We start from the raw sequence: 12223 nt of genomic DNA on the forward strand, positions 1-12223 counted from the left end.
GGGCCGCGATGGAGGCCGACCCGAAGGTCCTCATGATGGGTGAGGACGTCGGCAAGCTCGGCGGCGTCTTCCGCATCACCGACGGCCTGCAGAAGGACTTCGGCGAGCACCGCGTGCTGGACACGCCGCTCTCGGAGTCCGGCATCATCGGCACCGCGGTCGGCCTGGCCGTGCGCGGCTTCCGCCCGGTGTGCGAGATCCAGTTCGACGGGTTCATCTTCCCCGGCTTCGACCAGATCGTCTCGCAGGTCGCGAAGCTGCACGCGCGCACGCAGGGCCGGGTCAAGATGCCCCTGGTCATCCGCGTTCCGTTCGGCGGCGGCATCGGCGCGGTCGAGCACCACTCGGAGTCCCCGGAGTCCTACTTCGCGCACACCGCCGGCCTCAAGGTCGTCTCGTGCTCCAACGCCGTGGACGCCTACTGGATGATCCAGCAGGCCATCCAGTCCGACGACCCGGTGCTGTTCTTCGAGCCGAAGCGGTACTACCACTCGGCGAACATGAAGGCCGAGGTCGACACCTCGGCGACGCCGATGCCGCTGTTCCAGTCGCGGGTCCTGCGGCAGGGCACGACCGCCACGGTGGTCGCCTACGGCCCGTCGGTGAAGGTCGCCATGGACGCCGCGACCGCCGCGCAGGAAGAAGGCAAGTCGCTGGAGGTCATCGACCTTCGGACGCTGTCGCCGCTCGACCTGGCACCGGTGTACGACTCGGTGCGGCGCACCGGTCGGCTCATCGTCGTGTCGGAGTCGCCGTCGGAGGCCTCGCTGACCTCCGAGATCGCGGCGAAGGTCCAGCAGGAGTGCTTCTACTCGCTGGAGGCGCCGGTGCTGCGGGTCAACGGGTTCGACGTCCCGTACCCGCCCGCGAAGCTCGAAGAGCACTTCCTGCCCGACCTCGACCGAGTGCTCGACGCCGTCGACCGCTCCCTGGCGTGGTGAGAGATGCCTGAATACAAGAGCTTTCCGCTGCCTGACACCGCGGAAGGGCTGACCGAGGCCGAGATCCTGTCCTGGCACGTCCAGCCGGGCGACACGGTCACCGTCAACCAGATCATCGTCGAGATCGAGACCGCGAAGGCCGCCGTCGAGCTGCCCTGCCCGTGGGCGGGTGTGGTCACCGAACTGCACGTCCAGCCGGGTCAGACCGTGGACGTCGGCACGCCGATCCTGACCATCGACGTCGACCCGGGCGGCGCAGGGAAACCGGCCGCCGCCAGCACGAACGGGTCCGCGCCCGCCGAGGCCGAGGAGGAGATGAAGCCGCTGGTCGGCTACGGCTCCAAGACGGTCACCGCCAAGCGCCGCTCGCGCAACGGCCCGGCCGTCCCGGCCACCGCCGACGCGGCCGCCGCCCAGAGCACGGTCGGCGCGGCGTTCGAGCGGCACCAGGGTCCGGTCCCCGAAGAGGCCGCTCCGGTCGACCCGACGCCGATCGTGCCGGACAGCCCGGCCGGGCTGATCGACCTGCCCGGCGGGTACGTCCCGCTGGCCAAGCCGCCGGTCCGCAAGCTGGCCAAGGACCTCGGCGTCGACCTGCGGTCGCTGACCGGGACCGGCGACAGCGGCGTGATCACCCGCTCCGACGTCGAGCGGGCCGCGTCCAGCCCGGCGGAGGAGGGCCAGGTCAAGGCCCCGGTCCGCGGTGAGCGGCGGGTGCCGATCAAGGGTGTCCGCAAGGTCACCGCCCAGGCCATGGTCGCCAGCGCCTTCACCGCGCCGCACGTCACGGAGTTCCTGACCGTCGACGTCACGCCGATGATGGAACTGCGCGCGAAGCTGAAGAACCACCCGGAGTTCCGCAACGTCAAGCTGACGCCCCTGGCGTTCTGCGCGAAGGCGATCGCCATGGCGATCAAGCGGACCCCGGAGGTCAACTCGTCCTGGGACGAGGCCGCGCAGGAGATCGTCTACAAGGACTACGTGCACCTGGGCATCGCGGCGGCCACGCCGCGCGGCCTGATCGTGCCGAAGATCCGCGACGCCGACACCCTGTCACTGCGGGAACTGGCGGATGCCTTGGAGCTGCTGACAACGACCGCGCGTGAGGGCAAGACCCCGCCCTCGGACATGGTCAACGGCACCATCACGATCACCAACGTCGGCGTCTTCGGCGTGGACACGGGTACCCCGATCATCAACCCGGGCGAATCCGCGATCCTCGCCTTCGGCGCGATCCGGGACACCCCGTGGGTGGTCGACGGTGACATCAAGGTCCGCAAGGTATGCCAACTCGCGCTGAGCTTCGACCATCGTCTGGTCGACGGACAGCAGGGCTCGGAGTTCCTCGCGGACGTCGGCGCGCTCCTGGCCGACCCGGCACTGGCGATCACTTACTGATCGAAGATCTCGGTGCGCTGAACGGGGGACTCGCGAGAGTCCCCCGTTCAGGGTTTCGGGAGGTCGAAGTACGAGATGAGGGTGGCGGCGAAAGCGATGTCGCCCTTGACCTTCACCTTGCCCGACAGGAACAGCATGGGCAGGTTCACCACCCCGGTCACCGCGCGGAGGAAGTCCGTCGGGGAGATGGTGACGGTGACGCGGGCGTCGTCCGTCGGCTCGTCGCCGGATTCGCAACGGCCCTTCTCGATCACGGTCTCGAACCGGTCGTAGTCGCCGGGGCCGGAGCCGCCGGTGAAGCGCCAGTGGATGACCGCGTACAGGTCCGCGGCGCGGTCCCTGTTCAGGTGCGTGGCCATGCGGCTGAAGACTTCCTCGAAGACCACCTGGCGCAGACGCGGGTGCGTCATCACGGCGTCGAGTTGTTCGCGGGTGGCTCGGGCCATGAAGCTGATGAACGTGTCCGTGCGCATCCCGGCAAGTTCGAGGCCGGTGCCCGCCGTGCCGAGCATGTCCAGGGTCGAGATGAGTTGGACAAACTGCTCGGGGTCCAGCTTTCCCGGGTCGATCGCCTCGGCGAAGCTGTCAAGGTCGTGGACCGTGCGTGGCTCGATGCGGTGCCACTTCTGTTTGCGGCGCCACTGTCGTCCTCGTCGTCTGCTGCCCATTCTGGCAGTGTGCCTGGTCAAGCCCGTGGCAAATCGAACAGGCCTGCCAGTCCGGCGGCGAAGGCCAGGTCGCCGCGGACTTTCAGTTTGCCGGTCATGAACAGCACCGGGGCCGAGGCGTTGTTGGAGATGAGCTTGAGGAAGTCGACGGGGGACAGGGTAATGGTGACCTTCGCCTGCTCGGTCATCTCCCGGTTGACCACACAGGTGCCGTTCTCGATCACCGTCTCGTAGCGGTCGTAGCCGCCTTCGCCCGCGCCGCCGGTCAGCCGCCAGTGGATGACGGCGTGCAGGTCGCGGACGCGGTCCTGGCGCAGGTGGGTGCTCATCCGTCTGAACACCTCGTCGAGGATCCTGACCCGCAGGTCCGGGTCGACCATGATCGACTGGACTTGTTCGGTGGAGGCCGACGAGATGAGCTTGGCGAAGGTGCCCGCGCCCATGCCGGACAGCTTGATGTCGGCGCCCTCGGCGGCGAGTCGGTGGAACGCCCGCAGCATTGTCGAGAGGTCGGATCGTCCGACTTTCCTCGGATCGATCGCGCGCCCGATAGCATCGACGTCGATGTCCATGGCGGTCGCTTCGGCGACAGTCATCCGATCGAGCAACGCGACCAGATCCCGTGGCTTCATCGCACCCTTGGGTGACTCAGACATCAGCCCCTCCTTACCTACTCTTCAGTAGGCTACGGACGGGTAGATTCACGTGCAAGTAGGAATCGGGAGGACCAGGGTGAGCGTGGACGAAGAGCGCAGATCAACGCGGGTGAAGCGACTGCCCCGCGAGGTCCGCGAGCGCCAGATCCTCGACGCCGCGGTCCGGGTGTTCTCCCAGTACGGCTACCACAACGCATCGATGGACGAGATCTCCGAGGTCGCGGGCGTCTCCAAGCCGATGATCTACGCCTACCTCGGCCACAAGGAAGACCTGTTCGCCGCCTGCATCCGCCGCGAGGCGACCATGCTGATGGAGGCCATCGCCGCGGGCGTGACCACCGAGCAGGCCCCCGACATGCAGCTCTGGCACGGCCTGCGGGCGTTCTTCCAGTTCGTCGGCGAGCAGAAGCAGAGCTGGCGGGTGCTGCACCGGCAGGCGACGTCGCAAGGCGGCCCGTTCAGCGAGGAGCTCCTCGCCATGCGCGGCCGTGCCATCAACCTTGTCGACGCGTTGCTCGTGCGATCCGCCACCACCCGCGGTGAGGCGCCCGCGAAGTCCACGGAGGCCCTTGCGGCTGCCCTGGTCGGCGCCAGCGAGTCACTCGCCGACTGGTGGCTGGACCACCCCGAGGTGTCGGACAAGACTGTGGCCTCCTGGCTGATGAACCTGGTCTGGATGGGCTTCGGCGACCTGGTCATCGGCACCGTGTGGACCCCGACCCCGGAGTGACAAGATGCTCGCGATCATTCTGTGCGAGTGCCCGGAGACGGTGCTCGACGCAGGCGTCGAGCCGGTTCGGCTGGGCAGCAGACCCGAACGCGCCGACGTCCAGGCCGCGTTCGCGCAGGCCGCGGACCGGCCGATCGGTGTCGTGGTCGAGGACGAGGAGTCCTTCGACCACTTCGTCGGCCTGCTCGACGACGAGATGGCGTCGACCCCGATCACCCTGCTGGAGTGCCCGGAGACGTCCTTCCACCTGGACGACACCGACCCCTTCATCCAGTGGGACGAGCCCGGCCCCGACCGCCCGGTACCCGCGGTGCGCAGCGACGACGGCACCGCGTCCTGCTTCCAGCTGACCCTCTACCCGGACTCCGACGACCCTGTGGACCTGCGCGTCCAGGTCGACGGTGTCGAACTGTTCGCGGGTCCCGCGTTCTCGGTGACCGCGTTCCCGAAGCTCGCGGGCACGGCGGTCTGGGTGTCGACCCCGCGCACCGACCTGATCTCCAAGATCCTGCACCGGCCGCCGAGGTTCACCCAGCTCGCGACCGGCAAGGACGTGTGGGTCACCAGCAACCACGAGCTGACCCCGTTCGAAGGCACGGGCGGGCCCCGCAAGGGCCACCGGCTGCGGCACGACCCGGCGGGGATCACCCTCCAGAACTGAGAAACGGCCCACCGCTCGCAAGCGGTGGGCCGTTCTTCATTGAGCGACTAGAGAGCGGTGATCGTGCCCTCGAGGTGCGGCTGCGGCTTGCGCGCGTTCACCAGGTCGAACTTCCACCCGGTGCCCACCGGCGTGGCCGCGAAGCCCACCTTGGCGGGCAGCAGCACCGGCAGCTTGAACCGGACGTCCACCGTGTACGCGTCCGGCAGCCTGCCCTCGAACGCGGCCAGGCAGCGCGCCTTCGTCCACATGCCGTGCGCGATGGCGCGCGGGAAGCCGAACAGCTTGGCCGACAGCGGGTGCAGGTGGATCGGGTTGCGGTCGCCCGAGACCTCCGCGTAGCGGCGGCCGATGTCCTCCGGAACCTTCCACACCGACGTCGGCTCCGGCAGCTCCGAGCGCTCACCGTTCGGCTCGGACTTGCCCGAGCCGCCGCCGCGGTTGAGGTAGGTGCTGACGTCGTGCCAGATGACCTCGCCGCCGATCGACGCCTCACTGACCATGTCGAACTGCCTGCCCTTGGGGTGCTCGCGGAGATTCTCCACGTGCACCCGCAGGTCGAACTTCTCGTCGACGCGCAGCGAACGGGTCTGGGTGATGCGGTTGGCGATGTGCACCGACCCGACCAGCGGGAACGGGAAATCGCTGTCCGTCATCAACTTGACCTGCATCGGGAAGGTCAGCATGTGCGGGTAGGTCGCGGGCAGCTCGTCGGTCAGCCGGAACTCGCAGACCCGGTTGTAGTCGGCGAGGTGGGCCGGGTCGACCGAGACGCCGGTGCGCACGTAGTCGCGCGTCGGCAGCGGGCCGCCCTTCTTCGTGAAGCCCGCGAGCACCGCCTTGGGGAACAGCAGCCCCAGGTTCGGCGACTCCTTCAGCTCCACCATCACGCCCCCAGCAGGCTCTGGCCGCAGACGCGCACGACGTTGCCGTTGACCGCGCCGGACGCCGGGCAGGCGTACCAGGCGATCGTCTCGGCGACATCCACCGGCAGACCGCCCTGGGCCATCGAGTTCATCCGGCGACCGGCCTCACGGATGAACAGCGGCACGGCGGCGGTCATCTGGGTCTCGATGAAGCCCGGCGCGACGGCGTTGATCGTGATGCCCTTGGCGGCGTAGGAGTCGGCGTAGGCGTTGACCATGCCGATCACGGCGGCCTTGCTGGTGCCGTAGTTGGTCTGGCCGAGGTTGCCCGCGATGCCGGCGATCGAGGAGACCCCGATGATCCGGCCGCCCTCGCGCAGAACGCCTTCGGCGAGCAGCGCCTCGTTGACCTTGAGCTGGCTGGTCAGGTTGACGGCCAGGACCGAGTCCCAGGCGCCTTCCTTCATGTTCGCCAGCGTCTTGTCCCGGGTGATGCCCGCGTTGTGCACCACGATGTCGACACCGCCGTGGCGGGTCTTCAAGTACTCGATCAGCTTGGCGGGCGCGTCGGCCGCGGTGACGTCGAGCTGGAACGTCGAGCCGCCGACCTTGTTGGCGACCTTCGCGAGGTCGGCGCCCTGAGCAGGGATGTCGAGGGCGATGACGTGCGCGCCGTCGCGGGCGAGCACCTCGGCGATGGCCGCGCCGATGCCGCGGGAGGCGCCGGTGACGAGCGCGACCTTGCCCGCGAGCGGGGCGTTCCAGTTCTCCGGCTCGCTGACGGCGCCGCCGTGCGTGCCGATCCGGATGACCTGACCGTCGACGTAGGCCGACTTGGCCGACAGCAGGAAGCGCAGGGTCGACTCGACCTTGTCCTCCGCACCGGGCTGGACATAGACAAGCTGGGCGGTGGCGCCGCGCTTGAGTTCCTTGCCGACCGAGCGCGTGAAGCCCTCGAGCGAACGCTGGGCGATGATCTCACCCGGCGCGGTCGCGCTCTCCGGCGGCGTGCCCAGGACGACGACCCGACCGGACGGCGCGATGGCGCGCATCACCGGGTGGAAGAAGTCATAGAGCGCCCGCAGCTGGGTGGGGTCGGTGATTCCGGTCGCGTCGAAGACGAGGCCGCCGTACTTTTGGGTGTCGCCCCCGGCCGGTGCGGTCAACACCTCAATACCTGCCGACTTCAACACCGAGCCGATGGCGTCGACCAGTCGTCCGGTGCCCCCTACCAGCGCCGGTCCGGTCAGAGCGGGCTCGCCACTCTTGTACCGGCGCAGCGGCTCGGGGTTCGGCAGTCCGAGACGCTTCACGAGAAGCCGTCCGACGCCGGAAGTGCTGAACTGTTGGTAGCGGTCAGTCATCCGTTTACGCCTCCCTACTCGCTAGTAAACCTACTCTAGAGTAGGTTATGATGCTACCCGCAGATGTAAACCTGTGCTCAGGAGGAGAGATGGCCCCCACTCGCGTCCGCCGCGTAGCGATTCTCGGCGGGAACCGGATTCCGTTCGCGCGGTCCAACGGGCCCTACGCCAAGGCTTCGAACCAGGACATGTTCACCGCCGCATTGGACGGGCTGGTGGCCCGCTTCAGCCTGCAGGGTGAGCGGATCGGCGAGGTCGCGGCCGGTGCTGTCCTCAAGCACAGCAAGGACTTCAACCTCGCGCGTGAGTCCGTGCTCGGCAGCAAGCTCTCCCCGGAGACCCCCGCCTACGACATCCAGCAGGCATGCGGCACCGGTCTCCAGGCGATCATGCAGGTCGCCAACAAGATCGCCCTCGGCCAGATCGACTCGGCCATCGCAGGCGGCGTCGACACCACCAGCGACGCCCCGCTGGCGGTGAACGAGGACCTGCGTCACATCCTCATCGCGCTGAACAACGCCAAGACGGTTCCGCAGAAGCTCGCCCTCGCCGCGAAGCTGCGCCCCAGCCATCTGATGCCCGACGTCCCGCGCAACGCGGAGCCGCGCACCGGTCTGGCGATGGGCGACCACGCGGCGATCACCGCCAAGGTGTGGGGCGTCACCCGTGAGGCGCAGGACGAGTTGGCGGCCTCCAGCCACCAGAAGCTCGCCGCGGCCTACGACCGGGGCTTCTTCGACGACCTGGTCACGCCGTTCCAGGGTCTCTCGCGCGACCAGAACCTGCGCCCGGACTCGTCGGCGGAGAAGCTGGCGAAGCTCAAGCCGGCGTTCGGCGGCCCCGACGGCACCATGACCGCGGGCAACTCGACCCCGCTCACCGACGGCGCGTCCGCGGTGCTGCTGGCCTCGGAGCAGTGGGCCAAGGACCACAAACTTCCGGTGCTCGCGTACCTCACCTTCTACGAGACCGCCGCGGTCGACTACGTCAACGGTGACGAAGGCCTGCTCATGGCGCCCGCGTACGCCGTGCCGCGGATGCTGGCCCGCGCGGGCATGACGCTGCAGGACTTCGACTTCTACGAGATCCACGAGGCGTTCGCGTCGCAGGTCCTGGCCACGCTGGCGGCGTGGGAGGACGTGGCGTTCGCCAAGGAGAAGCTGGGCCTGACCGAGCCGCTGGGCTCGATCGACCGGGCGAAGCTCAACGTCAACGGCTCCTCGCTCGCCGCGGGCCACCCGTTCGCCGCGACCGGCGGCCGGATCGTGGCGACCCTCGCCAAGCTGCTGAACGAGAAGGGGTCCGGCAAGGGCCTCATCTCGATCTGCGCGGCGGGCGGCCAGGGCGTCACGGCGATCATCGAGAAGTAGCAGCTCCTCTACGGGTCTCTAGCGAGCTGGCTAGAGACCCGTAGAGGCCCCAACGGTCGACACGCCGTAAGGGATTCTCGTTCAATATCGGGTCCACGCTAGAAACGCCGATACCGTCGGATGATGGACCCGGTCCGCAACCCGTTCGCTCCCGGCGCAGGCCAACGCCCGCCGGAGCTCGCCGGTCGCGAGAAGGAACTCAAGGCGTTCGAGGTCGTGCTGGAGCGCGTCGCCCGCGGCCGCCCGGAACGCAGCCTCGTCCTCACCGGCCTGCGCGGCGTGGGGAAGACCGTCCTGCTCGGCGAACTGCGATCGATGGCCGTCCGCCGCGGCTGGGGCGCGGGCAAGATCGAGGCCCGCCCGGACGCCGACCTGCGCCGACCGCTGTCCGCCGCCCTGCACCGAGCCGTCCGCGACCTAGCGGTCCGCCACCGTGCGCCGGACCGGGTCGAGTCGGTGCTGGGTGTGCTGAAAGCCTTTGCTTTGAAAGCAAACCCCGACAACGCGAAGCTGCGCGAACGCTGGCAGCCCGGCATCGACGTCCCCGCCACCCAGGGCCGCGCGGACTCCGGCGACATCGAGATCGACTTGGTGGAGCTGTTCACCGAGGTGGCCGAGCTGGCCCAGGACGTCGGCACCGGCGTCGCGGTGTTGATCGACGAGATGCAGGACATCAACCCCGACGACATCTCCGCCCTCTGCGCCGCCTGCCACGAACTTTCCCAGTCGGGCGCACCGCTGGTCGTCGTCGGCGCGGGTCTGCCACACCTGCCCGCCGTGCTGTCGGCCAGCAAGTCCTACTCGGAGCGGCTGTTCAGGTACGTGCGCATCGACCGCCTGGACCGCTCCGACGCCGATCAGGCCGTCCTCGCCCCGGTGGACCGCGAGGACGCGGGCATCACCCCGGAAGCCTTGGACGCGCTGTTCGAGCGCTCGGGCGGCTACCCGTATTTCATCCAGGCCTACGGCAAAGCGGCCTGGGACGCGGCGCCCGACGACCCGATCACGGTTGAGGATGTGGCGGTCGCGGCACCGGAGGCGGAAGCGGAGTTGGCGGTGGGCTTCTTCGGCTCCCGCTACGAACGCGCGACCCCGGCCGAACGCGAGTACCTGCGGGCGATGGCGGAACTGACGGAGGGCAAGGACGAGGGAGCGGGCACCTCGGATGTGGCGGTGTACTTGGGCCGCAAGCCGTCTTCACTCTCACCGGCGCGGGACAGCCTGATCAAGAAGGGCCTGATCTACTCCGCCGAACGCGGCCGCATCGCCTTCACGGTGCCGCATTTCGGCCGGTACCTGCTGGGCATGGACGAGTGAGCGCGAAAGCCGCAGGGTTCAGGACGCCTCGGACCGACCTCGGCTGATCAACAAGGGGGGCTAGATCTGACTGCCGGGACGCTGAAGGGCTGGCGAGGCCACGGAATCCGGTAGCGCCGGGTCAGGCCTGCCGCTCGCACCGTGGGGGGTTTGGGGGCTCGGCCCCCAAGACAATGACGAAGGGGCAGGCGCGAAAACGCGGAGCGTTGAGTGCCCAAATGGAAACCCCGTAGTGCTGCCAGGTCGGGGGTCCGCCAGCACTACGGGGTCAACCGGAACATCGTGCTACGTCCCGGTGGTGTTACACAGAACCAAACTGTGCCCTGCATCACATTTTGGTTCTGCGTAATCGAGGGCTTGTTTCAGGTCGAGCAGGAGGACTTAGCGCCAGGTCACGCGCTGCGTCTGAGCGAGGGTGATCAGCTCGTGACGCATCGAGGGCGTGGCCGCCTGCTCGATCGCGCGAGTCACCGCCTTGCGAGTACGGGCCTCGACGCGGCGGGCTCGGATCTTCGCAGCGATGTTCATTGTGGTCGCATCCCCTTCGGAAGCTGTTTGCCGTTCTGGCTGACCGGCTATGACTCAAGTATGCACCTTCCGCCGCGCAAATGCACCCGTTTGTCCGGTGAACTAGCGCACATCCCGATGAATCATTGGTCAACTCCTGATGACCTCCGGCGGCTGTCCTGTCACGAGTGTGACCCGGCGGACACCCCGGTTAACGCCGAACGGGCGTGGCGCGATGCCGTGCTAACCGCATATCGGATCATCTAGCAGAATCTCTAGATCCACTTAGATGGGCGGAGACGGGCACCGACGGCATACTTCTCAGGTGGCTTACCTGGGTATTGACGTCGGCGGGACGAAGATCGCGGCCGGGATCGTCGGCGGCGACGGCGAAGTGCTGGAACGCCTGCAGCTCCCGACCCCCGACGGCGACGCCGACACGGTGTTCGCGGTGATCGAGGAGTGCGTGCGCCGGCTCGACACCGAAGTCGACGCCGTCGGCGTCGCGAGCGCCGGACCGCTGGACCTGCGGGCCGGGACCGTCTCCCCGGTCAACATCCCCGAGTGGCGCGGCTTCCCGCTGCGCGACCGGGTCCGTCGGCTCTTCCCCGACCGCGACGTCGTCCTGGCCAACGACGGCCTGTGCATGGCGTTGGGCGAGCACTGGGTCGGCGCGGGCCGCGGGACCGACGACCTGATCGGCCTGGTCGTCTCGACCGGCGTGGGCGGCGGACTGGTCCTCGGCGGTCGCGCGTACCCGGGCCGCACCGGCAACGCCGGGCACATCGGGCACACCGCCGTCGACGACGAGCCGGGCTGCCCCTGCGGCGGTGTCGGCTGCGTCGAGGTGCGCGCCAGCGGACCGAACTTGGTGACCTGGGCGCGGTCGCAGGGTTGGACCGCCCCGGAAGGCGCCGACGCGAAGGCGTTGGCGGAAGCGGCGACGGCGGGCAACGAGATCGCGATGGCCGCGTTCGAGCGCAGCGGGCGAGCGGTCGGCATGGCGATCGCCGCGACCGCGGTGATGTTCGATCTTGAGCTGGCGGTGGTCGGCGGCGGCGTCGCCCAGGCGGGTGAGTTGCTGTTCGCGCCCATTCGGGCGGCGGTCGAACGGCACGCCAAGTTGACATATGTGAGCGGTTTGCGCGTCGTTTCCGCCGAATTGGGCAAAGACGCGGGGATCGTCGGCGCCGCTTCGCTCGTGGCGCGACCTGCGACGATGCCGACTCCACCCGAATAGGCCAACAGTCGACGCCGGTGATCGCTTCCGGTCAGCGAATCACCCGATCGGCGTGCCTTGTCGCTCGCCTTCCGTTCGTCGCTGAACACGCTCCGCTTACCGTCTACTTCGAAGTAGAAGCGTGTGTTTCGGCCGAATGGCGGCAGACTTAACGGCGACTCGGGCAGACCTAAGGAGTTCGACAGCTTTGGCCGTTAAAGGACCAGAGTCCACCAGCGCGGAACACCGCCGCGCCGTGCACCTGACTTTCGTGCCGACCCCGGCTGACCGCACGATCCCGTCGCCGAGGTCAGAACCCGCGCCCGCGCGTCGTTCCGCAGGAGAGAAGTTCATGCTCGCCGCCGAGCGCGTGCTGGGCGGCCTGGCGCCGACGCTGCGCATGGCGCTGATGATGTCGGCCGCGGCCGTGGGCGGACTGATCATCGTCGCGCTCACCGCGGGCATCGCGACCGCAGGCGTGGTCGCCGTTCTGCTGGCCGCTGTGGCGTACGCGCAGAGGTAGGTG

13 protein-coding genes are annotated in these 12223 nt (G+C 68.5%); 8 read left to right on the top strand and 5 right to left on the bottom strand.

Translation table 11 applies throughout. The features are described 5' to 3' along the window. Positions 1-8: 8 nt before the first annotated feature. Positions 9-941, top strand: a complete 933-nt coding sequence (locus ACRDSQ_RS12120) for an alpha-ketoacid dehydrogenase subunit beta (protein ID WP_431421036.1) — start codon at positions 9-11, stop codon at positions 939-941. 3 nt (positions 942-944) lie between these two features. After that, on the top strand, positions 945-2339 hold the full coding sequence (locus ACRDSQ_RS12125; RefSeq protein WP_431421017.1) for a dihydrolipoamide acetyltransferase family protein: 1395 nt from the start codon (positions 945-947) through the stop codon (positions 2337-2339). A gap of 47 nt (positions 2340-2386) precedes the next feature. Here the strand turns inward: ACRDSQ_RS12125 and ACRDSQ_RS12130 are convergent, their stop codons facing one another. Together ACRDSQ_RS12130 and ACRDSQ_RS12135 are read right to left on the bottom strand one after the other, a co-directional pair. Beyond that, the gene (locus ACRDSQ_RS12130) at positions 2387-3007 is read right to left on the bottom strand and encodes an SCP2 sterol-binding domain-containing protein (protein WP_431421019.1); all 621 of its coding nucleotides are present in this window, start codon (positions 3005-3007) and stop codon (positions 2387-2389) included. A gap of 17 nt (positions 3008-3024) precedes the next feature. Further along, entirely contained in the window at positions 3025-3663 is a 639-nt protein-coding gene (locus ACRDSQ_RS12135) for an SCP2 sterol-binding domain-containing protein (protein ID WP_431421020.1), read from the bottom strand. Between the two features lie 76 nt (positions 3664-3739). Between ACRDSQ_RS12135 and ACRDSQ_RS12140 the strand changes: the two genes are divergently transcribed. Beyond that, a complete protein-coding gene (locus tag ACRDSQ_RS12140) occupies positions 3740-4393 on the top strand; it encodes a TetR/AcrR family transcriptional regulator (RefSeq protein ID WP_431421022.1) in 654 nt (217 codons plus the stop codon). Between the two features lie 4 nt (positions 4394-4397). Next, the gene (locus ACRDSQ_RS12145) at positions 4398-5054 is read left to right on the top strand and encodes a hypothetical protein (RefSeq protein WP_431421024.1); all 657 of its coding nucleotides are present in this window, start codon (positions 4398-4400) and stop codon (positions 5052-5054) included. A gap of 47 nt (positions 5055-5101) precedes the next feature. Here ACRDSQ_RS12145 and ACRDSQ_RS12150 read toward each other — a convergent pair whose 3' ends face one another. Together ACRDSQ_RS12150 and ACRDSQ_RS12155 are read right to left on the bottom strand one after the other, a co-directional pair. Continuing rightward, complete coding sequence (locus ACRDSQ_RS12150; protein WP_431421025.1) at positions 5102-5941, bottom strand: MaoC/PaaZ C-terminal domain-containing protein; 840 nt, start codon at positions 5939-5941, stop codon at positions 5102-5104. Beyond that, the gene (locus tag ACRDSQ_RS12155; RefSeq protein ID WP_431421027.1) at positions 5941-7284 is read right to left on the bottom strand and encodes a 3-oxoacyl-ACP reductase; all 1344 of its coding nucleotides are present in this window, start codon (positions 7282-7284) and stop codon (positions 5941-5943) included. The genes ACRDSQ_RS12150 and ACRDSQ_RS12155 overlap by 1 nt, the downstream gene beginning before the upstream one ends. 89 nt (positions 7285-7373) lie before the next feature. On the opposite strand from ACRDSQ_RS12155, the gene ACRDSQ_RS12160 reads away from it, so the two are divergent. After that, positions 7374-8654 (top strand): acetyl-CoA C-acetyltransferase, encoded by a 1281-nt coding sequence (locus ACRDSQ_RS12160; RefSeq protein WP_431421029.1) that lies wholly within the window; start codon positions 7374-7376, stop codon positions 8652-8654. A gap of 123 nt (positions 8655-8777) precedes the next feature. Further along, entirely contained in the window at positions 8778-9971 is a 1194-nt protein-coding gene (locus tag ACRDSQ_RS12165; RefSeq protein ID WP_431421031.1) for an AAA family ATPase, read from the top strand. A gap of 381 nt (positions 9972-10352) precedes the next feature. Here ACRDSQ_RS12165 and ACRDSQ_RS12170 read toward each other — a convergent pair whose 3' ends face one another. Further along, on the bottom strand, positions 10353-10499 hold the full coding sequence (locus ACRDSQ_RS12170; protein WP_431421032.1) for a hypothetical protein: 147 nt from the start codon (positions 10497-10499) through the stop codon (positions 10353-10355). A gap of 304 nt (positions 10500-10803) precedes the next feature. On the opposite strand from ACRDSQ_RS12170, the gene ACRDSQ_RS12175 reads away from it, so the two are divergent. Continuing rightward, entirely contained in the window at positions 10804-11718 is a 915-nt protein-coding gene (locus tag ACRDSQ_RS12175) for an ROK family protein (RefSeq protein ID WP_431421033.1), read from the top strand. A 187-nt stretch (positions 11719-11905) separates the two neighbouring features. Next, positions 11906-12220, top strand: coding sequence for a hypothetical protein (locus ACRDSQ_RS12180; protein WP_431421034.1), 315 nt, complete (start codon positions 11906-11908; stop codon positions 12218-12220). Positions 12221-12223 lie beyond the last annotated feature (3 nt).

The organism is Actinokineospora sp., assembly GCF_050699995.1.
Lineage (GTDB): Bacteria > Actinomycetota > Actinomycetes > Mycobacteriales > Pseudonocardiaceae > Actinokineospora.